At 72.7% G+C, this 25,503-nt stretch carries 21 protein-coding genes; 14 read left to right on the top strand and 7 right to left on the bottom strand.

What is annotated here, in order from left to right:
• Positions 1-31: 31 nt before the first annotated feature.
• Positions 32-940 (top strand): biotin--[acetyl-CoA-carboxylase] ligase, encoded by a 909-nt coding sequence (locus HUV60_RS11815; protein WP_257847471.1) that lies wholly within the window; start codon positions 32-34, stop codon positions 938-940.
• A gap of 192 nt (positions 941-1,132) precedes the next feature.
• A complete protein-coding gene (locus tag HUV60_RS11810) occupies positions 1,133-2,290 on the top strand; it encodes an adenylate/guanylate cyclase domain-containing protein (RefSeq protein ID WP_257847472.1) in 1,158 nt (385 codons plus the stop codon).
• Between the two features lie 29 nt (positions 2,291-2,319).
• On the opposite strand, the gene HUV60_RS11805 is transcribed toward HUV60_RS11810, so the two are convergent.
• Positions 2,320-3,114 carry a hypothetical protein gene (locus HUV60_RS11805; RefSeq protein WP_257850306.1) on the bottom strand — a complete coding sequence of 265 codons (795 nt, stop codon included), beginning with the start codon at positions 3,112-3,114 and terminating at the stop codon, positions 2,320-2,322.
• A gap of 213 nt (positions 3,115-3,327) precedes the next feature.
• Between HUV60_RS11805 and HUV60_RS11800 the strand changes: the two genes are divergently transcribed.
• The 3 genes from HUV60_RS11800 (at position 3,328) to hutH (ending at position 7,116) form a co-directional block, all read left to right on the top strand.
• Entirely contained in the window at positions 3,328-4,128 is an 801-nt protein-coding gene (locus HUV60_RS11800) for an enoyl-CoA hydratase/isomerase family protein (RefSeq protein WP_257847473.1), read from the top strand.
• Positions 4,129-4,218: 90 nt separating this feature from the next.
• Positions 4,219-5,370 (top strand): GGDEF domain-containing protein, encoded by a 1,152-nt coding sequence (locus tag HUV60_RS11795; RefSeq protein WP_257847474.1) that lies wholly within the window; start codon positions 4,219-4,221, stop codon positions 5,368-5,370.
• Between the two features lie 81 nt (positions 5,371-5,451).
• Positions 5,452-7,116 carry a histidine ammonia-lyase gene (hutH, locus tag HUV60_RS11790; protein ID WP_257850083.1) on the top strand — a complete coding sequence of 555 codons (1,665 nt, stop codon included), beginning with the start codon at positions 5,452-5,454 and terminating at the stop codon, positions 7,114-7,116.
• A gap of 60 nt (positions 7,117-7,176) precedes the next feature.
• Here hutH and HUV60_RS11785 read toward each other — a convergent pair whose 3' ends face one another.
• The gene (locus HUV60_RS11785; protein WP_257847475.1) at positions 7,177-7,515 is read right to left on the bottom strand and encodes a hypothetical protein; all 339 of its coding nucleotides are present in this window, start codon (positions 7,513-7,515) and stop codon (positions 7,177-7,179) included.
• A gap of 108 nt (positions 7,516-7,623) precedes the next feature.
• Here HUV60_RS11785 and HUV60_RS11780 point away from each other — a divergent pair, with 108 nt between their 5' ends.
• The 4 genes from HUV60_RS11780 to HUV60_RS11765 all read left to right on the top strand — a co-directional run bounded on the left by HUV60_RS11780 (position 7,624) and on the right by HUV60_RS11765 (position 12,090).
• Positions 7,624-8,115: a hypothetical protein gene (locus HUV60_RS11780; RefSeq protein ID WP_257847476.1), complete on the top strand. Its 492-nt coding sequence runs from the start codon at positions 7,624-7,626 to the stop codon at positions 8,113-8,115.
• A gap of 290 nt (positions 8,116-8,405) precedes the next feature.
• The gene (locus HUV60_RS11775; RefSeq protein ID WP_257847477.1) at positions 8,406-9,662 is read left to right on the top strand and encodes a L,D-transpeptidase; all 1,257 of its coding nucleotides are present in this window, start codon (positions 8,406-8,408) and stop codon (positions 9,660-9,662) included.
• A gap of 168 nt (positions 9,663-9,830) precedes the next feature.
• The gene (locus HUV60_RS11770) at positions 9,831-11,294 is read left to right on the top strand and encodes an ABC transporter permease (protein WP_257847478.1); all 1,464 of its coding nucleotides are present in this window, start codon (positions 9,831-9,833) and stop codon (positions 11,292-11,294) included.
• A 112-nt stretch (positions 11,295-11,406) separates the two neighbouring features.
• The gene (locus HUV60_RS11765; protein ID WP_257847479.1) at positions 11,407-12,090 is read left to right on the top strand and encodes an ABC transporter ATP-binding protein; all 684 of its coding nucleotides are present in this window, start codon (positions 11,407-11,409) and stop codon (positions 12,088-12,090) included.
• Between the two features lie 51 nt (positions 12,091-12,141).
• On the opposite strand, the gene HUV60_RS11760 is transcribed toward HUV60_RS11765, so the two are convergent.
• The gene (locus HUV60_RS11760; RefSeq protein ID WP_257847480.1) at positions 12,142-13,263 is read right to left on the bottom strand and encodes a hypothetical protein; all 1,122 of its coding nucleotides are present in this window, start codon (positions 13,261-13,263) and stop codon (positions 12,142-12,144) included.
• Between the two features lie 105 nt (positions 13,264-13,368).
• Here HUV60_RS11760 and HUV60_RS11755 point away from each other — a divergent pair, with 105 nt between their 5' ends.
• On the top strand, positions 13,369-14,526 hold the full coding sequence (locus HUV60_RS11755) for a cystathionine gamma-synthase (protein ID WP_257847481.1): 1,158 nt from the start codon (positions 13,369-13,371) through the stop codon (positions 14,524-14,526).
• A 151-nt stretch (positions 14,527-14,677) separates the two neighbouring features.
• Here HUV60_RS11755 and HUV60_RS11750 read toward each other — a convergent pair whose 3' ends face one another.
• The gene (locus HUV60_RS11750) at positions 14,678-15,184 is read right to left on the bottom strand and encodes a MarR family winged helix-turn-helix transcriptional regulator (protein ID WP_257850084.1); all 507 of its coding nucleotides are present in this window, start codon (positions 15,182-15,184) and stop codon (positions 14,678-14,680) included.
• A 163-nt stretch (positions 15,185-15,347) separates the two neighbouring features.
• On the opposite strand from HUV60_RS11750, the gene ilvA reads away from it, so the two are divergent.
• Complete coding sequence (ilvA, locus tag HUV60_RS11745; RefSeq protein WP_257847482.1) at positions 15,348-16,577, top strand: threonine ammonia-lyase; 1,230 nt, start codon at positions 15,348-15,350, stop codon at positions 16,575-16,577.
• A gap of 456 nt (positions 16,578-17,033) precedes the next feature.
• Here the strand turns inward: ilvA and greA are convergent, their stop codons facing one another.
• Both greA and HUV60_RS11735 read right to left on the bottom strand, forming a co-directional pair.
• Entirely contained in the window at positions 17,034-17,531 is a 498-nt protein-coding gene (greA, locus tag HUV60_RS11740) for a transcription elongation factor GreA (RefSeq protein WP_257847483.1), read from the bottom strand.
• A 187-nt stretch (positions 17,532-17,718) separates the two neighbouring features.
• The gene (locus tag HUV60_RS11735) at positions 17,719-18,117 is read right to left on the bottom strand and encodes a DUF4307 domain-containing protein (RefSeq protein WP_257847484.1); all 399 of its coding nucleotides are present in this window, start codon (positions 18,115-18,117) and stop codon (positions 17,719-17,721) included.
• Positions 18,118-18,342: 225 nt separating this feature from the next.
• On the opposite strand from HUV60_RS11735, the gene mca reads away from it, so the two are divergent.
• Together mca and HUV60_RS11725 are read left to right on the top strand one after the other, a co-directional pair.
• The gene (gene mca, locus HUV60_RS11730) at positions 18,343-19,224 is read left to right on the top strand and encodes a mycothiol conjugate amidase Mca (RefSeq protein ID WP_257847485.1); all 882 of its coding nucleotides are present in this window, start codon (positions 18,343-18,345) and stop codon (positions 19,222-19,224) included.
• A complete protein-coding gene (locus tag HUV60_RS11725; RefSeq protein ID WP_257847486.1) occupies positions 19,217-19,474 on the top strand; it encodes a hypothetical protein in 258 nt (85 codons plus the stop codon). The genes mca and HUV60_RS11725 overlap by 8 nt, the downstream gene beginning before the upstream one ends.
• A 484-nt stretch (positions 19,475-19,958) precedes the next feature.
• Here the strand turns inward: HUV60_RS11725 and HUV60_RS11720 are convergent, their stop codons facing one another.
• The gene (locus tag HUV60_RS11720; protein ID WP_257847487.1) at positions 19,959-23,177 is read right to left on the bottom strand and encodes a tetratricopeptide repeat protein; all 3,219 of its coding nucleotides are present in this window, start codon (positions 23,175-23,177) and stop codon (positions 19,959-19,961) included.
• A 282-nt stretch (positions 23,178-23,459) separates the two neighbouring features.
• On the opposite strand from HUV60_RS11720, the gene HUV60_RS11715 reads away from it, so the two are divergent.
• Positions 23,460-25,502, top strand: coding sequence for a thioredoxin domain-containing protein (locus HUV60_RS11715; RefSeq protein ID WP_257847488.1), 2,043 nt, complete (start codon positions 23,460-23,462; stop codon positions 25,500-25,502).
• The last annotated feature ends 1 nt before the right edge of the window (position 25,503 follow it).

The following is a 25,503-nucleotide window of genomic DNA, read 5'->3' as shown; positions in this document are numbered from 1 at the left end:
GTGCGCGGAACGGCGTACCTAGGGTGGCCGCATGACGAAGTCACCGGATGACGAAGGCGAGACCGGCCCGGACCTCCCGCCCGGGCCGAAAGGCGGGTCGGGACGCTGGTCCGATCTCGACCGTCCGCCGTTGAACGCCGCAGGCCTGCGCAGAGGCCTGGTGCGCGACGGCGGGCTGTGGCGGCAGGTCGACGTGGTGCAGCGCACCGGATCCACCAACTCCGACCTCGTGGCCCGCGCCGACGAGGGGACGGCCGACGAGGGGGCCGTGCTCGTCGCCGAGGAGCAGACCGCCGCGCGGGGCCGCCTGGACCGGCAGTGGACGGCGCCGGCCCGCTCCGGTCTCTTCTTCTCCGTACTGCTCCGGCCCACCGAGGTGCCGGTGGCCCGCTGGGGCTGGCTGCCGCTGCTCACCGGCGTCGCGGTGGCCACCGGACTGTCCCGTACGGCGGGTGTCGACACGGCCCTGAAGTGGCCCAACGACCTTCTCGTCACCGTCGGTGGCGAGGAGCGCAAGGCCGCCGGAATCCTCGCGGAGCGGGCCGGGGACGACGGGGTGGTGATCGGCGTCGGGATCAACGTCAGCCTGCGCACCGACGAGCTGCCGGTGCCCACCGCCGGGTCGCTGGCGCTGGCCGGCGCGGTGACCACGGACCGGGACCCGCTGCTGCGGGGCGTGCTGCGGTCGCTGGAGGGGTGGTACCGGCGCTGGCGGGAGGCGGGCGGCGACCCGGTCGCGAGCGGCCTGCAGGAGACGTACGCGGCGGGGTGCGCGACCCTCGGGCGGGCGGTGCGCGCCGAGCTGCCGGGGGACCGGGTACTGCTGGGCGAGGCGGTCGCCGTGGACGGGGACGGGCGCCTGGTACTGGCGACGGAGGAGGGGATGCAGGAACCGGTGGGAGCGGGCGACATCGTGCACGTACGTCCCGTCGTCCCGTAGGCCCTGCCGGCCCGGGGCGGGTGAGGGGCGCACGCGGGCACGGGTGCGGGTGCGTACGGTGGGTACCCCGATGCCGGGTGTGCCGGTCGTGCCACCTGCAGGTGCAACCGAACGGAGTGAGCTGGCGCACACCTGCCGTAGAGTTGAGGCCGGTCGAGACATGGCCGTGGCAGATCGGAAGGGCAGCAACGCGTGACCGTCGACGACTCGGGCTCCGGAACGGAAGCGCAGGGCCGCGCGGAGCCTCCGCCACCCTCGGCCTCGCGCGAGCGGGGGGACGACTCCCGCCCCGCCGACAACGGTGAGGACCCGCTCGCTCTGCGTCTCGAACAGCTCATTCTGGGCGCCGAGCGCCGTTACACCCCCTTTCAGGCGGCCCGCAGTGCCAGCGTCACGGTGGAGCTGGCCACACGGTTCTGGCGGGCCATGGGGTTCGCCGACGTCGGGCAGGCCAAGGCGTTCACGGAGGCCGACGTCCTGGCGCTGCGCCGGCTGGCCGGTCTGGTCGAGGCGGGGCTGCTGAGCGAGGCCATGGCCGTGCAGGTGGCGCGGTCCACGGGACAGACCACCGCGCGACTGGCCGAGTGGCAGATCGATTCCTTCCTGGAAGGACTGACCGAGCCGCCTGAGCTGGGCATGACACGCACCGAGGTCACGTACCCCATCATCGAGCTGCTCCTGCCCGAGCTGGAGGAGTTCCTCGTCTACGTCTGGCGACGGCAGCTCGCCGCCTCGGCCGGGCGGGTGCTCCAGGCCGCCGACGACGAGGAGATGGTGGACCGGCGGCTCGCCGTCGCGTTCGCCGACCTCGTCGGGTTCACACGGCTGACCCGGCGCATGGAGGAGGAGGAGCTCGGCGAACTCGTCGAGGCCTTCGAGACGACCGCCGCCGACCTGGTGGCCGCGCGCGGCGGGCGGCTCATCAAAACCCTCGGGGACGAGGTGCTCTACGCCGCCGACGACGCGGGAACGGCCGCGGAGATCGCCCTGCGTCTGATCGAGACCATGGCGAACGACGAGACGATGCCGGAGCTGCGGGTCGGCATGGCGTTCGGCACCGTCACCACCCGGATGGGCGATGTCTTCGGTACGACGGTGAACCTCGCCTCCCGGCTCACCTCGATAGCTCCTCGGGACGCCGTGCTCGTCGACACCGCCTTCGCCGAGGAACTGATCCGCACCGGTGACGCGCCCGCCTCCGAGGCGGCGGCGGCCGAGGCGGAGAAGGAGGGCGAGGAACCGCCGACGTACCGCTTCGGGCTGCAGCCGATGTGGCAGAGGCCGGTGCGTGGCCTGGGCGTGGTCGAGCCATGGCTGCTCACACGCCGGGACGATCCCCAGAGGCCTTGAGATGTGCTTGCCCGACGGCCCCTGGTGGTTCAGCCCTTGAGGTCCGGGCCGCCGCCCACGCACAGGCCGATGATCGGTACGCAGAGGACGGGGGCGCTGCCGCCCGGTTCGCCCGGCCGGCCCGGCGGAGGTGGTGCCTGACGGTCCGGGGGCGGTGGTTTCTGCTGCGGAGGTGTGCGGTCCGCGGGGGCCGGTGAGGGAGCGGGGTCGTCCGGCGGGGCGCCGGTGGGGGCCGGCGGCTGCGGGGCGCCCGGTGTGTCCGGTGGGGTGCTGGGGGTCTTCGCAGCGGTGAGGGGCGGTGTGACGGCGGTCGGTGCGACGGTGCCGCCCGGGGCGACGGGAACACGCAGCGGCGCACTCTGACCGCTCAGGGCGGTGGGCGAGGAGGGGCCGGCCCCCGGGGCCCCCGGGGCGGCCGGGGACACCGGAGCAGGGCTGCCGTCCGTGCCGCCCGTGCCGCCTGTGCCGTCCGCGCCGGGGCCCGGGGCGGACGAGGGGTCCGGGGCGACCTGCCGGGGGCCGGTTCCGGCGCCGACGTCGGTGGGGCCCGGTCCGGACGCCAGGCGTACGAGGCTCAGGGCTCCCGCGGTCAGCGTCAGCCCGCCGACGGCCAGCAGGAGCTTCCGGGGGCGGGGTTTGCGGTGGCGGCCCCGGATGCGTGCGCCGAAGAGGGCGAATCCGGCGTGCGCCGGTGCTCCCTCGACCGCCTCCCGCCCGGTGGACCGAGACTCCGTCGGGACGGTCGGGACGGTCGGGACGGTCGGGACGGCTGATCCAGGCGATCTGTTCGATTTGGACGAGCTGGTCGGCGTGTGCGTCGGCATGATGATTCCTCCCCCTGCGTACGCGCCCCCACGCGTCGCGGTGCCCCGCACGCTAGGCCTTCCCGTACGGAGCGGGGCCGGAGTGGGCGGGATGTCACTCGAACGGGTGGACGGGGGGTGACGAAGGAACTGGACGCACGCCCTTTTGCCGGAGGGGGTCCGACTGCGATGATCGGGCCGACGGATGTTAACCCACGTTAACCGGAGGGTGTCATGGGTGAGGAACGGTTCGGGGAGTTCGTGCTGGTGCGGCGGCATGAGCAGGAGCGTGTCGCGGAGCTCGTCCTCGACCGGCCCAAGGCCATGAACGCCGTCTCGACCGAGATGGCCCGGTCCCTCGCCGGGGCCTGCGCGGCGCTGGGGAAGGATCCGGCCGTACGGGTGGTGGTGCTGACCTCGTCGCACGATCGGGCCTTCTGCGTCGGGGCCGATCTGAAGGAGCGCAATTCCTTCAGTGACGCCGACCTGGTGCGTCAGCGGCCGGTGGCGCGCGGCGCGTACACCGGTGTGCTGGAGCTGCCGGTGCCGACGGTGGCGGCGCTGCACGGGTTCGCGCTGGGCGGCGGATTCGAACTGGCCCTGGCCTGCGATGTGATCGTCGCCGACGGCACGGCCGTGGTGGGGCTGCCCGAGGTGTCCGTCGGGGTGATTCCGGGCGGTGGCGGTACGCAGTTGCTGCCCCGGCGCGTGGGCGCCGCGCGGGCCGCCGAGTTGATCTTCACGGCGCGCCGGGTGGAGGCCGCCGAGGCGCGGGAGCTGGGGCTCGTCGACACACTCGTGGAGGCGGGCCGGGACCGGGAGGAGGCGCTGGCCCTGGCCGCCGGGATCGCCGCCAACTCGCCGGTGGGGCTGCGTGCGGCCAAGCGGGCGCTGCGGCTCGGGCAGGGGCTGGATCTGCCGGCCGGGCTCGAGGTGGAGGACGCCGCCTGGCGGTCGGTGGCGTTCTCGGGCGACCGTGCGGAGGGCGTCGCCGCCTTCAACGAGAAGCGCACACCGGACTGGCCGGGGGAGTAGCGCGGCACCGACCGCCCGGAGGGCATGGCCGCACTCCCCGTTCGCTCCCTGAACATGCCCATTCGTCCCGATCGTCCCTAGCCTGGACGGATGGGTGAGGACAGCCGGCTGGCGGCGGTGGTGGAGCTGGCGCAGGGCATGGCCGCCGCGCACAGCTCGCGGGAGGTCTGGAGGGCCGCGGCCCACGGGGCCCGCCGGGCGCTCGGCGGGACTTTCGCCGCGCTGTCGGTGTGGGAGCGCGAGCTGGGGCGGCTGCGGGTCCTGGTCAACGTCGGCGAGCTGGCCGAGGGTGAGGAGGCGTTCCCGGACGACGAGACCTATCCCGTGCACCGGTTCGCCGAGATCACCGAGTTCCTGCACGAGCGGTGGGCGGCCGGTGGCGGTGAGCCGGACGCCTGGGTGGAGACCGCTCGGGGGCCGACGGAGGGGCGGCCCGGCTACACCCACCAGAGGGTGGCGGCCCTGCGCCGGCGCGGGCGCGGCTGCTGCGTGGTCGCCCCGATCGTGCTGAACGGGCGGGCGTGGGGCGAGCTGTACGTGGCCCGGCCGGTCGGCGCGCCCGTCTTCGGGCGGGGCGACGCCGACTTCGCGACGGTGCTGGCCGCCGTCGTCGCCGCCGGGATCGCGCAGACCGAGCGGTTGGAGGAGGCGCGGCGGCTGGCGTACACGGACGCGCTCACCGGGCTGGCCAACCGCCGGGCCGTGGATGTGCGGCTCGACGAGGCGATCGAGCGGCACCGCCGGGACGGTGCCGTCGTCAGCCTCGTCGTGTGCGACCTGAACGGGCTCAAGCGGGTCAACGACACCCTGGGACATGCCGTCGGCGACCGGCTGCTCGAGCGGTTCGGGACCGTGCTGTCCCTGTGCGGGGCCATGCTTCCCGGCGCCCTCGCGGCGCGGCTCGGCGGGGACGAGTTCTGCCTGCTGGCGGTGGGGCCGCCCGCCGACGAAGCGGTCGAGGCGGCCGACGAAGTGTGCCGCCGCGCCGTGGAGTTGGGGATCGGAGACGGTGTGGCCTGCGGGGTGGCCTCCACGGGGGACGCCATCGGCCCCGTGCACTCCGCCCGGCGGCTCTTCCGGCTGGCCGACGCGGCGCAGTACCGCGCGAAGGCCGAGCGGGCACGCCGTCCCGTCGTCGCCGGGCGTGAGGGTCCGGGTGACCCGGTCGTACGCCTGGCGGACGAGCCGGTACGGGAGCCGGACGGCGAGCGGCGCCGGTTCCGGGGGCGGCACTCGCCGTAGGGCGGGGGCGGCGGTAAGGGGTGACCGCCGGCCCCGGTGGTGACATCAATGAATTCACTGCGTACGCTCCTGAATATGGATATGCGCACTGTGGTGAACGCGGAAGGCGCGAGGCGCGGCCTTGAAGGGGTGGTGGTGGGAGACGGGCGGGCGTCCGCAGTGACCGCGTCCGACGTGCTCGCCGTGGCGCGCGGCGGTGCCCGCGTCGAGCTCTCCGGTGAGGCGCTGGCCGCCCTCGCCGCCTCCCGCGGGATCGTGGACGCCCTGGCCGCCAAGCCGGAGCCCGTGTACGGGGTGAGCACCGGCTTCGGCGCTCTGGCGACCCGGCACATCGGTCCCGAGCTGCGTGACCGGCTGCAGCGCAACATCGTCCGCTCGCACGCCGCCGGCATGGGGCCCCGCGTCGAGCGCGAGGTCGTCCGCGCCCTGATGTTCCTGCGGCTGAAGACCCTCTGCTCCGGGCACACCGGCGTACGCCCCGAGGTCGCGCAGGCGATCGCCGACGTGCTGAACGCCGGGATCACCCCCGTGGTGCACGAGTACGGTTCCCTCGGCTGCTCGGGCGACCTGGCCCCGCTGTCCCACTGCGCCCTGGCCCTGATGGGTGAAGGGGAGGCCGAAGGACCCGACGGGACCCTGCGCCCCGCCGGCGACCTGCTGGCCGAGCACGGGATCCGGCCCGTGGAACTGCGCGAGAAAGAAGGGCTCGCCCTTCTCAACGGCACCGACGGCATGCTCGGCATGCTGGTCATGGCCCTCGCCGACCTCGACACCCTGTACCGGTCCGCCGACGTCACGGCCGCGATGAGCCTGGAGGCGTTGCTCGGCACCGACAAGGTCCTCGCCCCCGAACTGCATGCCATCCGCCCGCACCCGGGCCAGGCCGTCAGCGCCGCCAACATGCTCGCCGTGCTCTCCGGTTCGGGCCTGACGGGACATCACCAGGACGACGCGCCGCGTGTCCAGGACGCCTATTCGGTGCGCTGCGCCCCGCAGGTCGCGGGCGCCGGACGGGACACGATCACGCACGCCCGGCTGGTCGCCGAGCGCGAACTCGCCGCGGCCATCGACAATCCGGTGGTGCTGCCCGGCGAGGCCGGTCACAACGGGACCGGTCATGGCGGTACGGGTCCGGGCGGCACCGGTTCGGGGGCGTTCGGCTTCGAGGGCGGGCGGGTGGAGTCCAACGGCAACTTCCACGGCGCCCCGGTGGCCTATGTGCTGGACTTCCTCGCCATCGCCGTCGCCGACCTCGGCTCCATCGCCGAGCGCCGTACCGACCGGCTGCTGGACAAGAACCGCAGCCACGGGCTGCCGCCGTTCCTCGCCGACGACGCGGGCGTCGACTCCGGTCTGATGATCGCTCAGTACACGCAGGCCGCACTCGTGAGCGAGCTGAAGCGGCTGGCCGTCCCGGCGTCTGCGGACTCGATCCCGTCCTCCGCGATGCAGGAGGACCACGTCTCGATGGGATGGTCGGCCGCGCGCAAGCTGCGTACCTCGGTCGACAACCTCACCAGGGTCATCGCCATCGAGCTGTACGCCGCCGCGCGTGCGGTGGAGTTGCGCGAGGGGCTCACTCCGGCGCCCGCGACCCGGGCCGTGGTCGAGGCCGCGCGACAGGCCGGTGTGGGCGGTCCCGGCCCGGACCGCCCTCTCGCGCCCGACCTCGCCGCGGCGGAAGCGTTCGTACGCGACGGACGGCTGCTGACGGCTGTGGAACAGGTCACCGGCCCGCTGCGGTGACGGGAACCGCGGCACAGGGAAGGGTGCGGTCAAAGTAATCTCAAGGAAAAGTCAAGCGCGTTAAAAGTCGAGCCGTTCCCGGCGGACCGAGTAGGCGACGAAGCCCGCGCCGAGGGTGAGGCAGGCGGTGCCGCCGACGGTGTACGGCGTGCTGTTGAAGCTGCCGGTGTCGGCGAGCCGGACCTCCCCGACGGTGCCGTCGTACGACACGGTCGAGGTGTCGGCCAAGGTGCTGGAAGTGACCCTGGCCTGCTCTGTGACCTGCGGAGACGGGCTTGTCGGGGTGGTTCCTCTCGCCGGGGCCCCGGAGGTCGCGTTGGCGGACGGGACGAACCACAGGGCGCCCAGCAGGGTGCCCGCGGCGGTGGCGGTCAGTAACGGACGGAGCGCGGATGACACGGAATATCGATCCCCTTGTGGTGCTGGCGAATTGGCCGTGTGGGCTGATGGTAGTGAAAGTCTCGGGTCACAGGAAAGTCACGGGAGCCGGAGCCGTACGCTCCGGGCATGAGCACTCCAGAGACATCACGGTTTGTGCGACTTCGGGTCGACCTCGTTCTCGAGGTCGGCGACGAGGTCGCCGTGGCCAGGGCGGCACTGGCCAGGATCGCGGACGACGGCGATCTGCCGGCCGGGGAGCGGGAGCCGGCCCGGGACGCGGTGACCGGGGACACGGCCGAGGCGCTCGCGCACCTCGTCGACCCGTTCGGCCTGGTCGGTGACGTGCCGGGCGTGGAACTCCAGCAGGCCTCGTGGAGCAGCGAGGAGATCGACTACGACCCGGACTCGCCCGAGTGGGACCTCGACGGGGACGGGTTCGACGGTGACGAGTTCGGTGGCGACGAGTTCGGTGGCGACGAGTTCGGCGGCGAGGGAATCGACGAGGCGTCAGGCAACGGTGCGGTGGGTGGCGCTTCGGGCGGGCACGGCAGCTGGTCCGATGCGGGCATGTCTCACAAAAGGGATGTAAGTGCCAAAGCGCGAAATACCTCTCCATGAGAAAAAAGGGCTGTGGGTAGAGCGGATTGCGGCGGGCCGGCGTGACTGGCCGACCCGGTTCGGGGAAATCGTGGCCCCGGGCGGCAACCGCCGCCCGGGGTCCGGCGTCTTTGGTGACGCACGGGCCGATCATTCCCGCCCGGCCGCGACGGACGTGGTGAGCCCCACATTCGCGGCCCATATGGAACGGGACCTGCCGGTCGTAGCGTTGAGGTGTTCGACGGGGACTCTCGGCTTCGGGTGCGGGGCCCGTGGGGTTCGGGCAAGCGGCGACGATGGAGAAGCGTGTGATGACGGACGGTAAGCGGCGTAGGGGCCTGACGGCTGCGTCCGCTCTGCTCGGCGGAGTGATGGTGCTCTCGGCGTGCTCCGGCGGCGGTGAGGACACGGGCTCCGGCGGGGACAGTGGCAAGGGCACGTCGCAGACCCAGGTCGACGAGGCGGCGGCCAAGAAGACCTCCGCGGCCCAGATCAAGATCACGCCGAAGGACGGCTCCAGCAACGCCTCCATCAACAACTCCGCCGCGGTCGCCGTGACCAAGGGCACGCTCACCGAGGTCAAGATGACGACCACCGACGGTACCGCCGTCGAGGGTGAGATATCCGCGGACAAGAAGAGCTGGAAGCCCAGCGGCCAGTTGGAGCGCGCCACCACCTACAAGCTGGCCGCCACCGCCGAGGACTCCGAGGGCCGCGCCGCCCACGAGAACGCGTCGTTCACCACGGTCTCGCCGACCAGCAGCTTCATCGGCACCTTCACCCCGGACGACGGCTCGACCGTGGGTGTCGGCATGCCGGTGTCGATCAACTTCGACAAGGCGATCACCAACAAGGCGGAGGTCCAGAAGGGCATCACCGTCTCCAGCACCAGTGGTCAGGAGGTGGCCTGCCACTGGTTCAACGCCAACCGTATGGACTGCCGTCCCGAGGACTACTGGCAGGAGGACTCCACCGTCACCCTGGAGCTGGCGCTCGACGGCGTCGAGGGTGCCGAGGGTGTCTACGGCGTCCAGCAGAAGACGGTCAACTTCAAGATAGGCCGCAACCAGGTCTCGATCGTCGACGCCGACACCAAGCAGATGAAGGTCACGCAGGACGGCAAGACCGTCCGGACGATCCCGATCTCCGCCGGGTCGCCCGAGAACAAGACGTACGAAGGCCAGATGGTGATCTCCGAGAAGTTCAAGGAGACCCGGATGAACGGTGCGACCGTCGGCTTCACCGACGACGACGGTGAGGGCGAGTACGACATCAAGGACGTGCCGCACGCCATGCGCCTGAGCACCTCCGGCACCTTCCTCCACGGCAACTACTGGGGCGCCAAGTCCATCTTCGGAAGCGTCAACACCAGCCACGGCTGCGTCGGTCTGGCCGACACCCAGGGCGCCGACGACCCGAACACGCCGGGCGCCTGGTTCTACGACAACTCGATCGTCGGTGACGTCGTCGTCGTGCAGAACACCGGCGACAAGACCATCGCCCCGGACAACGGTCTCAACGGCTGGAACATGGACTGGGCCCAGTGGAAGGCGGGTTCGGCCGTCTGACCCGGCCGCCGGCACCACCCGGCGCCCCCTGCCCGACCTGCCCGGCCGATGCCGCCGTCCGCCCTCCCGGGCGGACGGCGGCATCGGTTCGTACGGTCCGGCTCTCTTCTCATGCGGCTCTTATCCCGGGCTTAACACTTCATCAGGGGCACTCCCTAGCTTGCCCCCATGTTCTTCACCTACCTGAGGCGCGAACTGCGCCGCCGCAGAAAAGCGGCCCTCGTCGTCGCCTCCGGCCTCGCGCTCGGTATCGCGCTGGTCATCGTCGTCAGCTCCGTGTCCTCCGGGATGGGCAGGGCGCAGGAGAAGGTCCTGCAGTCGCTGTACGGACTGGGGACGGACATGACAGTCACCAAGGCCGTGGAGGCGCCCGGAGAGCGCGCGGAGCGGCCGGGCTTCAGATTCGACGCCCAGGACGAGGACTCCGGCGAGGAGCAGAGCACCGACCGCGTCATGGTGCAGGGCTTCCAGAGCCTCACCGGCTCCACGGTGGACAAGGTCGGCAAACAGAACGGTGTCGCCGACGCCGTGGGCGGGCTGAGCCTCCAGGTCGTCAAGGTCAGCGGCGAGTTCACCCGCGGCCAGGTCCAGCAGGACGGCGGGAGCGGCCGGCAGGGCGGCCCCGGCGGGGCCGCGCCGCCGGAGGGCGGCGGCGGGGTGCAGGGCGGCGGCGCCGACTTCGACGTCACCAGCTACTCCGTCCACGGTACCGACGTCACGGAGTCGGAGCTCGGCCCGCTGACCTCCTCCGGGATCACCGACGGCCGTACCTTCAGGGCGAGCGAGACCGACGCGAAGGTGGCCGTCGTCGACTCCGCCCACGCCAAGGAGAAGGAGCTCGAGACCGGTGACACCGTCACCGTCAAGAGCACCAAGTTCAAGATCATCGGTATCGCCACCGCCGAGAGCGGAGACGCCACCGCCGACCTCTACGTCCCGCTGAAGCAGGCCCAGACCCTGGCCGACGCCGAGGGCAAGGTCACCACGATCTACGTCCGGGCGACCGACTCGCAGCAACTCGACAGCATCAAGTCCGCGATCCGGAAGAACGTTTCGGGGACGACGGTCACCACCTCCGCCGACCTCGCGGACACCGTCTCCGGCTCGCTGTCCACCGCGTCCTCCCTCGCCACCGGCGTCGGCACGTGGCTGTCGGCCGCGGTGCTCGTGGCCGCGTTCCTCGTCGCCGGACTGCTCACCTCCTCGGCGGTCTCCCGCCGGGTGCGCGAGTTCGGCACGCTGAAGGCCCTGGGCTGGAAGTCGGGGCGGGTGACCGGGCAGGTGGTCGGCGAGGCGGTCGTGCACGGCCTGATCGGCGGCGCGCTCGGTATCGCGCTCGGCCTGGCGGGCGCGTACGCCGTCACCGCGGTCAGCCCCACCCTGCGGGCCGAACTCGCCGGCGGCGGAGCCGGCGCGGGCGGTCGCGGCGGCATGGGCGGCCCGGGCGGTGGTGGTCCCGGCCGGGAAGCGGCTGCCAGGACCCTCGAGGTCGCTCTCACCGCGCCGGTCAGCCTCACGACCGTCGCCCTCGCGGTCGGCCTCGCGGTGGCCGGCGGACTCGTCGCCGGTGCCTTCGGCGGCTGGCGCGCCTCCCGCCTCCGGCCGGCGGACGCGCTGCGCCGCGTCGCGTAGAGCCGCCCGGCGCCGGGACCGTCAGCGGCGCCGGCGCCGCTGACGGCATCGCGGGGCTCCGTCCCGCTGCCGACGGGCCCTCACTCTCGTACCGCAATAAAGGAGTTGACCCATGTACGAACTCAAAGGCGTCACCCGGCGCTACACCCGGGGTAAGGACACCGTCCACGCCCTCGACGGCATCGACCTGACGATCCCCGACGGCGACCGGCTCGTCATCCAGGGCCCCACCGGCGGCGGCAAGTCCACACTGCTGCAGATGCTCGGCGGACTGGACCACCCCAGCTCCGGCGAGATCCTCCTCGACGGCACCGACCTGGCCAAGCTGCCGGAGGCCCGGCTCACCCGGGTGCGCGGCGAGAGCATCGGCTTCGTCTTCCAGTCCTTCAACCTGATCCCGACCCTCACCGCGCAGGAGAACGTCGAGACCGCGCTCGTCCCGCTCGGGGTGAAGACGAAGGAGCGCCGCGAGAAGGCCGCCGAGGCACTGGCCGCGGTCGGGCTCGGCGAGCGGCTCGGGCACCTGCCCGCCGAGATGTCCGGGGGGCAGCAGCAGCGGGTGGCCATCGCCCGGGCGCTGGTGAAGGAACCGAAGGTGCTGCTCGCCGACGAGCCCACCGGAAACCTCGACGAGTCGATGCGCGACGAGATCATGGACGTACTGATCCGGATGTGGAAGGAGCTCGGGCTCACCTTCGTCATGGTCACCCACGACTCGACCCTGGCGAAGCAGGCCCCGCGCGTGGCGACCATCCGCAAGGGCCGTGTCACGGTCAGGGAGAACGCGGGTGCCTGACCCGCGGACACGGCGCGCCCCGGAGCCCGGATCGGTCGGCGTCCGCCGTGGTCACGGCGGCAGGGTCGCCGGGCTGCCGCCGTTGGCCTCGTACCCCGCGACCGCCAGGGCCCGGTAGACCGCGAACTCCGCGGCGGGATCGGGGGACAGGGTCCAGGGGAGCGCGCCGACGTGGCCGTCGATGTGTATCAGCTGGTCCATGGCCTCCGCCCAGCGCTCACCGCGGACCAGGAAGAAGACCAGCAGATGCCGGACATGCGCCGCCATCGGGTCGTCCGGGCGGGTCGCGTGCACCGCGTGCAGCGCGCCGTGGACCGCCTTCGTCACCACCTGGCTCTGGTGGAAACCGCTGACCAGGTTCACCTCCGGCAGGTGCTCGAACACGGCGAACAGGGGCATCGCGGCCAGCAGCGACCCCTGCGGAGCCCGTGCCGCCGCGGCCTCCGCGAACGAGTGCGCCAGCTCCCGCGAGCCGTGCCACTTCTCGCACCAGTAGTGCAGCGCGGCCAGGTGCGCGCCCATGTGGGCCGGCGCGCGGTCCAGGATCTTCAGCCAGACCTGCTCGAAGTCCGCCCGCTCGTAGGCCAGTCCGCGGGCCACCGACAGCTCCACGATGTACGGGACCGGGTCACCTGGGGCCAGCAGCGCGGCCTCGCCGCATGCCGCCTTCGCCTCCTCCATGATGATCCGGAACTCGTCCGTCCCGGGCGCTGCCGTACGCCACGCCTGCTGCACCAGGAACTCGGCGTGCACCGCCGCGCCGCCCGCGTCCTTGGGTGCCTCCGCGCGCCACACCCGCAGCCACTGGCCGCCCGGGGACCCACCGGCCGCCCCGCCGGGCCGCGCGGTGAGCTCCAGGGAGGCGGCGCCCGCGAAGGCCTGCACGCGCTGCCAGCGCAGCTCGCCCGTCGCCTCGGTGCCGGCCAGCAACTGCTGGGCCCCGCGGTAGTCCTGGGTGCGCTGCACCAGGTCCAGGACGTCCAGCAGGTCCTGGTCGGGGCCGGGCATACGGACGTCCAGCTCCTCCTCGAGGGCGAAGCCGTACCCGGCCGGGTCCGCCGCGTCGGGGTGTCCGGCCGGTACCTGCGTGATCCCGCCGCGCCCGCGCCTCAGGAACGACAGCACCACGAAGCCGATCATGACCACCGCGAGCAGGACCAAGAGAATCTCCATGCACCAAGCGAACCAGATCGCGCCGACAATTGGCCAATGTGGTGCCGGACCTGTGGACAACTCGACTCCCGCCATCGGGGCGCGGGCGGACTACCCTCGGTACACATGAGCGACACGCACATCAGCCAGCACTTCGAGACGCTCGCGATCCACGCGGGCAACACGGCCGACCCCCTGACGGGCGCGGTCGTCCCGCCGATCTACCAGGTGTCCACGTACAAGCAGGACGGTGTCGGCGGTCTGCGCGGCGGCTACGAGTACAGCCGCAGCGCCAACCCGACCAGGACCGCGCTGGAGGAGAACCTCGCGGCCCTGGAGGGCGGCCGCCGCGGCCTCGCGTTCGCGTCGGGGCTGGCGGCAGAGGACTGCCTGCTGCGTACGCTGCTCGCCCCCGGCGACCACGTGGTGATCCCGGACGACGCCTACGGCGGCACGTTCCGCCTGTTCGCCAAGGTGGTCGCCCGCTGGGGTGTGGAGTGGTCGGTGGCCGACACCAGCGACCCGGCCGCCGTCCGGGCCGCCCTCACCCCGAAGACCAGGGCGGTATGGGTGGAGACCCCCTCCAACCCCCTGCTCGGCATCACCGACATCGCCGCCGTCGCCCAGGTCGCCCGGGACGCGGGCGCCCGCCTCGTCGTCGACAACACCTTCGCCACCCCGTACCTCCAGCAGCCGCTCGCGCTCGGCGCGGACGTCGTCGTGCACTCCCTGACCAAGTACATGGGCGGCCACTCGGACGTCGTCGGCGGCGCCCTGATCACGGGGGACGCGGAGCTCGGCGAGGAGCTGGCCTACCACCAGAACGCGATGGGCGCGGTCGCCGGACCGTTCGACTCCTGGCTGGTACTGCGTGGCGCCAAGACGCTCTCCGTGCGTATGGACCGGCACAGCGAGAACGCCACCAAGGTCGCCGACATGCTCAGCAGGCACGCGCGTGTGACGAGTGTCCTTTACCCGGGGCTGCCCGAGCACCCCGGCCACGAGGTCGCCGCCAAGCAGATGCGGTCCTTCGGCGGCATGGTCTCCTTCCGTGTGGAGGGCGGCGAGGAGGCGGCCGTCGAGGTCTGCAACCGGGCCAGGGTGTTCACGCTCGGCGAGTCCCTTGGCGGCGTCGAGTCGCTGATCGAGCACCCCGGGCGCATGACGCACGCGTCCGTCGCGGGCTCCGCCCTCGAGGTCCCCGCCGACCTGGTCCGCCTCTCCGTCGGCATCGAGAACATCGAGGACCTGCTCGCGGACCTCCAGCAGGCGCTCGGCCGCTGAGGACCTGCCGCCCAGGCCCTGCCCCGCCCATGGTGCGGAGCCGCCCCCGACGGCGGCTCCGCACCGAAGACGCGCGCCCCGCACACGCCGCGCAGCGCTCTCCACGCCTGCCGTGCACGGCTCGGCGGGCCGTACGGCGCGGCCCGGGAGTTCAGGAGGCAGGCCGTCCGTCCTGCCCCGGCAGGTCCGGTGCCGCCATCCGGGCGGAGAGCGCGCTGTTGAAGCGCGTGAGGAGCGCGCAGAACGCCTCGCGCTCCTCCTGCTCCCAGTCCTCCGTCAGTTCGGCCATCAGCTGACGCCGTGAGGAACGGACTTCCTCCAGACGTGATTGCCCGCGCGGAGACAGCTGGAGCACCACCGCCCGGCCGTCCTCGGGGTGCGAGGTGCGTTTCACCAGACCGGTGTCCACCAGCGGTGCCACCTGGCGGGTGACCGTCGACGAGTCGATGCCCATGCTCGCTGCGAGCGCCTTGACCCCCATAGGGCCTTCGTTGTCCAGGCGGTTGAGCAGCAGATAGGCGGCGCGGTCCATGGAGTTGCGCACCTGGCCGACGCCGCCGAGCCGGGTCTGTTCGGCGCGGCGGGCGAACAGCGCCACCTCGTGCTGCAGCTTTTCGAGGAGGCCGGGGTCACCGACGGTCGTCATGTCCATCGACATGTCAGGTGTTGTGGGCATGGCCGGAGGCTCACTTCGTGAAGGGCTGCTGATTGGGGGACAGGGTACGCGGCCGGGAGGCAGGCCGTACCGACGCTTCGCAAAGCCGGGTCCACCCGTGGGTCACCGCGTTCGCCCGTCTCCCGTGAACTGCGATGCTGGAGGCATGAGCTACGGCACGGCTGACTCCTTGCGCACCGTCACCCTCGATGACGTACGCGGTGCCCGGAAGATGCTCCAGGGCGTCGCGCGGATGACCGCGATGGAGAGCAGCAGGTACCTGTCCCGCACGGTGGGCACCCCGGTGCACCTGAAGTGCGAGAACCTCCAACGGACGGGGTCGTTCAAGCTGCGCGGCGCGTACGTCCGGATCGCCGGGCTGCTGCCCGAGCAGCGCGCCGCCGGTGTCGTCGCCGCGAGTGCCGGAAACCACGCGCAGGGCGTCGCGCTCGCGTCCTCGCTGCTCGGGGTGGGTGCGACGGTGTTCATGCCGAAGGGCGCCCCACTGCCGAAGATCAGCGCCACCCGGGAGTACGGAGCCGAGGTGCGTCTGCACGGCCAGGTGGTCGACGAGGCGCTGGCCGCCGCCGAGGAGTACGCGGCCGAGACGGGCGCCGTGTTCATCCATCCCTTCGACCACCCCGACATCATCGCCGGCCAGGGCACCGTGGGCCTGGAGATCCTGGAGCAGTGCCCGGAGGCGCGCACGATCGTCGTCGGTGCCGGCGGCGGCGGGCTGGTCGCCGGGATCGCGGTCGCGGTGAAGGCGCTGCGGCCGGACGTACGGATCATCGGGGTGCAGGCGGAGGGCGCGGCCGCGTACCCGCCCTCGCTGGCCGCCGGGCACCCGGTGTCGGTGCGCGACCCGGCGACGATGGCCGACGGCATCAAGGTGGGGCGGCCCGGCGACGTGCCGTTCGGGATCGTCGGCGAGCTGGTGGACGAGGTCCGCACCGTCACCGAGGGCGAGCTGTCGGCCGCGCTGCTGCTGTGCCTGGAGCGGGCCAAGCTGGTCGTGGAGCCGGCCGGGGCGAGCCCGGTCGCGGCGCTGCTGAGCCGCCCCGACGCCTTCGAGGGACCGGTCGTCGCCGTGCTGTCCGGCGGCAACGTCGACCCGGTGCTGATGGAGCGGGTGCTGCGGCACGGCATGGCCGCGCAGGGCCGCTACCTGGCCGTACGGCTGCGTCTGCCGGACCGGCCGGGCGCCCTCGCGATGCTTCTCGGGGCCTTGTCGGTGGCCGACGCCAACGTCCTGGACGTGAGCCATGTACGGACCGACCCCCGGCTCGGGCTCACGGAGGTGGAGGTCGAGGTGCACCTCGAGACGAAGGGCCCGGCGCACCGCACCGAGGTCGACCGGGTCCTGCGCGACGCGGGCTACACGGTCATCGGCTGACCTCGATCCGGCCCGACGGGACTCTGTTGCTCCATTGCGGAGAGTGACGCCGGCCCGTCGACGGGGCGCAGGGAACGGGCCTCGCGAGGAGGCGGTCCGGCCCCGGCCGGCCCCTCTCGGATGCGGTGCGTGCCCCTCCCTCGAATGGAGCAGCAGAGTCCGACGGGACTCTGCTGCTCCATTCGGCGAGCGATCACGTGCCGTGCTTTCCGGGCTCGGCCGCGCCCGGCCTGCCTGCATCTGCGACGCGCTCTGAAGGCCGTATCGGCACGGCGTCATCACGCCGGGTAATTGCGCAGCAGAGTCCGACGGCACGACAAAGCCCCTGGCAGCCTCCCTGTCGGGGAGGACTGCCGGGGGCCGGTCGGAAGCGCGCCGCGCGCGGAGTCCCGGAATACGGAGTTCCGGCGTGCGGAGTCCCGGTCGTGCGGACGCGCAGGGTGGAGCCGGCCGGAGTCAGCCGTCGTACGGCTCGGCCCTGAGGATCTTCACCGAGGCCTTCCTGCCGTTCGGCAGCTCGTACTCCGCGTCCTCGCCGACCCTGTGGCCGTTGACCCCGGCACCCAGCGGGGACTGCGGTGAGTACGTCTCGATGTCCCCGCTCGCGTATTCACGCGAGGCGAGGAGGAAGGTCAGCGTGTCGTCCTCGTCGCCGTCGAAGGCGATCGTGACGACCGTGCCGGGCGCCACCGAACCGTCGGCCGCCGGCGCCTCACCGACCTTGGCGTTTTCGAGGAGCTGGGTGAGCTGCCGCACGCGGAGCTCCTGTTTGCCCTGCTCCTCCTTGGCCGCGTGGTACCCGCCGTTCTCCCGCAGGTCGCCCTCCTCGCGCGCGGCGGCGATCTTGGCGGAGATCTCCGTACGCGCGGGACCAGTAAGGTACTCAAGCTCGTCCTTGAGCTTGTTGTACGCCTCCTGGGTCAGCCAGGTGACGTTCTCGCTGGTCTGGGTCACTGGTGCTCCTCGTAGGTACGTGGGAATGCAAAGCTCGCCCTCCCTGAAGGATGTTCCTCCACGGATGGGCGAAACCACGAGCCTAACAATTCAGCGGTGGAAGAGGGAGGACATAAGCCGCGACAATCCTGTTCCCGCAGGTCAGCGACTCAGTATTTCTCGCACTACCGGTCCGGTCGGGCCGGCTCTAGCCGGCGTGGCAGCCGACGAGCTCGGCCGAGGTGCCCGGGGACGTCGTGCGCAGCGTGACGACCTTGTCGACGCGGGTGTCGTCCCTGCCGAAGCGGAAGTCGGCGCGGCCCACCTCGGCACCGTCCTCGGCCTGCGAGCGCACCGTGCAGTAGCCCTCGACGCCGGCGTCCTTGTGGACCTCCAGACGCACCCGCACCTCGGTCTTCGAGACGTCGAAGGCGATCAGCTCACCGCTGATCTCGTTCTGGACGACGTGGTGGTGGCCGAACCAGCCCAGCAGGGTGAGCACGACCGCGGCCAGACCCGCACCGACGATCCTGAGAGTGCGGTCCGCGCGTTCGTCCGAGGAGAGGCCGTAACGGCCCTCGGGCGGTCGCGTGCTCGCCGTACTCATGGTCGTCTCCTCGGCAGGAACGGGACGGTGTACTCCCGGCAAGGCTCGGGGGCGGACTCCGGAATTATTCGTCCCTGGCTTCGGTCACTATAGAAGCCTTCCGCCCACCGCCCGACCGCCACCCCACCGGGGCGCCCGGGGAACACCTCCCACGGGGCGACCGCCGGTGGATCGCGTGCCGGATGCGCGGGGCGCCTGACGACTTGCCGACTTGAGGAATGAGTCTTGACTGATCAGTTGCGACTGATGGCCGTGCACGCCCACCCCGACGACGAGTCGAGCAAGGGCGCGGCCACCATGGCGAAGTACGTGTCCGAGGGGGTGGACGTGCTGGTCGTGACCTGCACGGGCGGGGAGCGCGGCTCCATCCTCAACCCCAGACTGCAGGGCGATCCGTACATCGAGGAGAACATCCACGAGGTGCGCAGGAAGGAGATGGACGAGGCCCGGGAGATCCTCGGGGTGAAGCAGGAATGGCTCGGCTTCGTCGACTCCGGTCTGCCCGAGGGCGACCCGCTGCCCCCGCTGCCCGAGGGCTGCTTCGCCCTTCAGGACGTGGACACGGCGGCCGGGGAGCTGGTGCGGAAGATCCGCGCGTTCCGTCCCCAGGTGATCACCACCTACGACGAGAACGGCGGCTACCCGCACCCCGACCACATCATGACCCACAAGATCACGATGGTGGCCTTCGAGGGGGCGGCGGACACCGGGGCGTACCCGGAGGACGAGTTCGGCCCGGTCTTCCAGCCGTTGAAGGTCTACTACAACCAGGGTTTCAACCGCCCCCGCATCGAGATGCTGCACCAGGCGCTGCTGGACCGCGGCCTGGAGTCGCCGTACGGGGACTGGCTCGAGGGCTGGGCGGAGTTCGAGCGCAAGGAGCGCACGCTCACCACGCACGTTCCGTGCGCGGACTTCTTCGAGATCCGTGACAAGGCCCTGATCGCGCACGCCACGCAGATCGACCCCGACGGCGGCTGGTTCCGGATCCCGATGGGCGTCCAGAAGGAGGTCTGGCCCACCGAGGAGTACGAGCTGGCGAAGTCCCTCGTCGATACCTCCCTCCCCGAGGACGACCTCTTCGCGGGCATCCGCGACAATGCCTGACATGAGCGCAAGCGCACACCTGGCAATGAGCCACCTGGTCACCCTCGCCGAGCTCGACGAGGACAAGGTCTCCCCCGGTGTCCTCGGCTTCGTCGTGTTCGCGGTGATGGCCCTGGCGGTCTGGGGTCTGATGAAGTCGATGAACCGGCACATGAACCGGGTCGACTTCGCCGAGCCGGGGCCCCGGGCGGCAGAACCCGGGAAGGCCGGGCAGCCGACCGCCGACACGGCAGGCAAGAAGCAGGGCTGATCCGCGTGGCCCTCCGGTACCGGAGGGCCACGCGGCAGCACGCGTGGGCGGCGGCACCCCGCGGGCCCCTGTCACACGGTGGCCCGTGTCGCAGGGGCGCCCCCGCCCCGCCGCCCTGACTTCGCGCCCCACCGGCCGACGCGGCCCCCTGGCCGGGATCCCGCCGGCCCGCTCCGGGGCGTCGTCCGCCGAGGCGCGCCTCGCGTGCCCGGCAGTGAGGTCGTGGTATCCCGGTGCCTGGAGGCGTCCGTACCGCCCACCGTGTCCCGCAGCCGGGGTCGGGGTCCCGCCGGCCCGCTCCGGGTGTCCGACGGACGTCGTCCGCCACCGGCCCGCCCCGCACCCGGCAGGCGCCTGGCGACCGGCAGCCACCGGCGGTACCGCCGGTGGCGGACGCGCACGTCGCGCGTACGCGGCCGTGCGGTGCTGGAGCGCGCCGCGCGCCGGCGCCCGGCAGGGCCTCGGGCCCGCGGAGGTGTCCGCGTCACTCCACCGGGCCGCCCCGCGTCCGCGACCCCACGGCCACCCCCGTCACCTCGCGCGCGTGGCGGCCGGGGACCATGCCCAGGCGCCACGCCTGCCAGCCCGCCTCCAGGCTCGCCCCCCGCTCCAGCAGCAGCTGGTAGGCGTCCACGTAGTCGCCCAGCTTGTCGTCGCGGGCGGCGTGCGCGCTCCGGCCGAGCTGGGTCAGCTCCTCCTGGGCCACCGCCGTACCGACCTCCGTACCGCCGGGGGCCGCGTACGGGAGCAGGGTGCAGCGCAGGAACCGGGCCCAGTCCTCCCCGCGCCGGTCCCCGTAGGACGCGAACAGTGCCGCCGCCTCGTCGCACAGGGCCAGCGCCTGCTGCGTGCGGGCGTTGCCCGCGTCGACGACCGCCAGCTCCAGGCAGGTCCACGCCTCGCCGTGGGCCACCCCGATGCGCTGGAAGTCCGCACGGGCGTCGACCAGCAGCTGACGGGCGAAGCCGGAGTTGCGCAGCGAGCCGGTCTGCGCGGCCCGCTGGTCGCGGGTCACCCGGGCCGAGTGGTGCCGGGCACAGGCCAGCCCGTACACGTCCCGCATTCGGGAGAACATGGTGCGGGACCGCTCCAGCTCGCGCACCGCCCGGTCCAGGTCCCCGGTCTCCTCCAGTGCCTGGCCCAGGTAGTACAGCGTCCACGCCTCCCCGCGCGCGTCCTCGTTGTCCCGGTGCCGGGCGGCGGCCCGCCGCAGGTCCTCCACCGCCGGTGAGGCGTCCCCGGCGACCAGCCGGGCCCGCGCCAGCTGGGTCAGTGCCCACGCCTCCCCGCGGGCGTCGCGGGTACGGCCGTACAGCTCGAGCGCGGTGCGCAGCTCCGTCTCGGCGTGCGGGACGTCGCCCGTCCGCAGGTGCAGCTGCCCGAGCTGGAAGTGCGCCCACGCCTGGCCGTGCACGGACTCGCCCGCCCGGTGCAGCACCAGCGACTCGGTGAGCAGGTCCAGGGCCTCGGCCAGCCGGGACCGGTCGCGTTCCACCGCGGCCAGCGCGTGCATCGTCCACGCCCGGTCGGTGGCCAGCCGGGGCGCGGACTGCAGGTCCATCGCCTCCCGCAGCCGGGCCGACGCCTCCGTCAGGTTGCCCTGGTGGTGCAGCGTGATGCCCAGCGAGGTCAGCGCCCGCGCGGCGCCCGCGTCGTGGTGCGCCTCCCGGTACAGGCCGACCACCGAGGTCAGGGTCGTCCGCGCCGTGTCCAGCTCGCCCAGCTGACGTGCCGCGATACCGGTGCGCCACTGCACCGAACGCACCAGCAGCCCCTCGTCCACGGCCTGCGCCAGCTCGCTGATCTCCCCGAGCCGGTACAGGTCGCCGCGCAGCAGGCAGTAGTCGCACAGCGCGCCGAGGAGGTTCAGCACCGCCCGCTGGTCCACGCCCTCCGCGTGCCGCAGCGCCGCCGTGATGAAGCTCGACTCGTCGTCCAGCCAGCGCAGCGCCTCGTCCAGCGACGTGAAGCCGTACGAGCCGAAGCGGTCGGAGCGGGTTGACATGTTCCCGTCGACCAGGCGCAGCACCGAGTCGGCCAGCTCGGCGTAGTTCACGATCAGCCGCTCCTGCGCAGCCGTCCGCTCGGCCGGGTCCTCCTCGTCGAGGAGACGAGCCAGCGCGAAGGCGCGTACGAGGTCGTGCAGCTGGTAGCGGCCCTGCCGCACCGGGGTGATCAGACCGGTCCGGGACAGCGCCTCCAGGTGCCGCCGCGCCTCGGCCTCGTCGGTGCCGAGCACCGCGGCCGCCGCGGCGGCGCCCAGCGAGACCCGGCCCGCCAGCGCCAGCCGGCGCAGCAGCCGCCGCAGCGTGTCCGGCTGGTCCGTGTAGCGCAGCCACAGGGCACGCTCGACCGGGTCGACCGGGCCGTACGCGCTCAGGTCCGCGGCGAGCGCACGCGGCGAGCGCGCGCCCAGCGACGAACCAGCGATCCGCAGCGCCAGCGGCAGCCCGCCGCACAGCTCCCGGACGAGGCCGGCCGACTCGGCGTCGTACGGTTCGAAGGACTCCTGGGCGGCGGACGACAGCAGCTCCTCCGAGCCCGCAGCGTCCAGTGCCTCCACCGGCATCTGGTGCACCCGGGCCGGCAGGTCGTCGGGCAGGCCGAGCGGCGCGCGGGAGGTCACCAGGACCAGGCTGTCGGAACGCTCCGGCAGCAGGGTGCGGACCTGCTGCGGGTCCGCGGCGTCGTCGAGGACGACCGTCACCGGCATGCCCGTCACCTGCTGGCGGTACAGCTCGCTCAGCCGTCTGACCTGCTGGTCGGGTGAGGTCCGCTCACGGAACAGCAGCTGCTCGCGGGGCGCCCCCAGCCGGTTCAGCAGATGCAGCAGGGCGTCCCGCGTCGACAGCGGCGCCTCGCCGGGGCTGTCGGCGCGCAGATCGACCACGCAGGCGCCGCGGAAGTAGTCCTTCAGGTCGTGCGTGGCGCGCACCGCGAGCGTGCTCCGGCCGCTGCCGGGCGCCCCGTACAGCACCACCACCGTCGTCAGGGTCCCGGTGGTCGCGCGTGCGGCCTGCACCCACTGCCGGATCTGTGCCATCTCCCGCCGCCGCCCCGCGAGCGCCCCGACCGGTTCGGGCAGTTGTCCGAACGACTGCTCGAGCACGCTGCGCCCGCGGGCCGCCGCGCTCTTGTCCGTGCCGCGCAGCCGCGGCCCCTTCCGCCTGGGCCCCGTGGACACGGCCAGCATCCGCTGCTGGTCCAGGAACGGACGGATGCCGCGCACCTCCAGCGCCGTCAGCCACTGCAGCCGCAGTTGCTCGGGCCCGCCCGGCTGGCTCACCGCGCCGGCCCGGTGGTGGGCGGCGGGTACATGCACGCCCACGACCTTCACCACGGTCGCCGCCGCCCCGGCCACCCCGACGGCCACACCAGCGCCGAGCGCCGTCCCGGTCCCGGTGCCGAGGAGGAGGTCGGCGACCACGGCCGCCGCCCCGGCCACCCCGGCCACGAGCAGCGGCGTCCCGGCACCCTCACGGGCGTACCGCTGGCCGAAAGTGAGCTGTCCGGCCGCCGCCTCGTCCAGGGCACGGGTGTACGCCTCGTACTCCTCGGCGGCCGTCCGCGCCATCGCGTCCATGGCGCCGCGCGCCCGGGACAGCAGCACCTTCCCGTCGGTGCGCCCGCCCGGGCGGCGCACCTCCTCCTCCACAGCCCGCACCAACAACCGCTCGGCGTCCGCACGATGACTGTCCCGCATGTCACGTCCCCCTCAGGCGGCCTCGTCCGCACCCGGTGTGCCCGGCTGTCCTCGGGTCCCTCCCGTCCCCTCCCCGAGACCCCTGCCGGTTATGCGTGGCCCGAGTGTCCTGTGCACGCCGTACCTCGGGAAGCAGGGGGACAGGACGACGTCCGGGCGACGGACGTCCGGGCGGCGGACGTCCGTGCGAGGGGCACCCGCACAGTCGGCATCCGGGGCACGGACGGCGGCGGGGCACACCGGTACAGCGGTGCCGTGCCGGTACTGGGGCAGGATGGACCCATGCCGAACCGACTGGCCCACGAGACGTCCCCCTACCTCCTCCAGCACGCCGACAACCCCGTCGACTGGTGGCCCTGGTCGGACGAAGCCTTCGCCGAGGCGCGCGAGCGCGACGTGCCCGTCCTGCTGAGCGTCGGGTACGCGAGCTGCCACTGGTGCCACGTCATGGCGCACGAGTCGTTCGAGGACCGGGCGACCGCCGAGTACCTGAACGCGCACTTCGTGAGCGTCAAGGTGGACCGGGAGGAGCGTCCCGACGTGGACGCGGTCTACATGGAGGCCGTGCAGGCGGCGACCGGGCAGGGCGGCTGGCCGATGACCGTGTTCCTCACCCCGGACGCCGAGCCGTTCTACTTCGGCACCTACTTCCCGCCCGAGCCCCGCCAGGGCATGCCGTCCTTCCGGCAGCTGCTCCAGGGCGTGCACCAGGCCTGGGACGAGCGCAGGGACGAGGTCGCCGAGGTCGCCGGGAAGATCGTGCGGGACCTGGCGGGGCGGGAGATCTCCTACGGCGACGCGCGGCTGCCCGGCGAGGAACAGCAGGCGCAGGCGCTGCTCGGCCTGACCAGGGAGTACGACCCGCAGCGCGGCGGATTCGGCGGGGCGCCGAAGTTCCCGCCGTCCATGGTGATCGAGTTCCTGCTCAGGCACCACGCCCGCACCGGCGCCGAGGGAGCCCTCCAGATGGCGGGGGACACCGCCGAGCGGATGGCCCGTGGCGGCATCTACGACCAGCTCGGCGGCGGCTTCGCCCGCTACTCCGTCGACCGGGACTGGGTGGTGCCGCACTTCGAGAAGATGCTCTACGACAACGCCCTGCTGTGCCGCGTCTACGCCCATCTCTGGCGGTCAACCGGGTCGGAGCCCGCGCGCCGGGTCGCGCTGGAGACCGCCGACTTCATGGTGCGCGAACTGCGTACGCCCGAGGGCGGGTTCGCGTCCGCGCTGGATGCCGACAGTGACGACGGGACGGGGCGGCACGTCGAGGGGGCGTACTACGTCTGGACGCCCGCGCAGCTGCGTGAGGTGCTGGGCACGGAGGACGCCGAACTCGCCGTGCGGTACTTCGGGGTGACCGATGAGGGCACCTTCGAGGAGGGCGCCTCCGTGCTCCGGCTTCCGCAGCAGGACGAGGTGTTCGACGCCGGCCGGATCGCCGGCCCCGACGGGATCAGGGAGCGGCTGCTCGCGGCGCGCGGCGCACGTCCCGCTCCCGGCCGGGACGACAAGGTCGTCGCCGCCTGGAACGGGCTGGCGATCGCCGCGCTCGCCGAGACCGGCGCCTACTTCGGCCGGCCGGACCTGACCGAGGCCGCGGTCGCCGCCGCCGACCTGCTGGTCCGCGTGCACCTCGACGACCACGCCCGGATCGCCCGGACCAGCAAGGACGGCCGTGTCGGAGGCAGCGCGGGCGTTCTGGAGGACTACGCCGATGTCGCCGAGGGCCTCCTCGCGCTGGCCTCGGTGACCGGGGAGGGGGCGTGGCTGGAATTCGCCGGGCTGCTGCTCGACCATGTGCTGGCCCGCTTCGCCGACCCCGAGTCGGGCACCCTGTACGACACGGCGTCCGACGCCGAGCGGCTCATCCGGCGCCCGCAGGACCCGACCGACAACGCCGTCCCGTCCGGCTGGACGGCAGCCGCGGGTGCGCTGCTCGGGTATGCGGCGCAGACCGGATCCGAGCCCCACCGCACCGCCGCGGAAAGGGCGTTGGGCGTGGTGGGGACGCTCGGTCCGCGGGTGCCGCGGTTCGTCGGCTGGGGGCTCGCGGTCGCCGAGGCGGCACTGGACGGTCCGCGGGAGGTCGCGGTGGTCGGCCCCGCGCTCGCCGACCCGGCCACGACGGCCCTGCACCGTACGGCGCTTCTGGGCACCGCCCCGGGTGCGGTGATCGCCCTCGGGACACCGGAGAGCGACGAGTTCCCGCTGCTGGCCGACCGGCCCCTGGTGGGCGGTGAACCGACCGCGTACGTCTGCCGCAACTTCACCTGTGACGCGCCGACGACCGATCCCGATCGGCTGAGCGCGGCCCTGGGCGGCTGAA

This window comes from Streptomyces sp. KMM 9044 (assembly GCF_024701375.2).
Classification (GTDB): domain Bacteria; phylum Actinomycetota; class Actinomycetes; order Streptomycetales; family Streptomycetaceae; genus Streptomyces.
The sequence above is the reverse complement of the archived record's forward strand: the minus strand, read 5'-3'. Positions and strand labels throughout refer to the sequence as shown.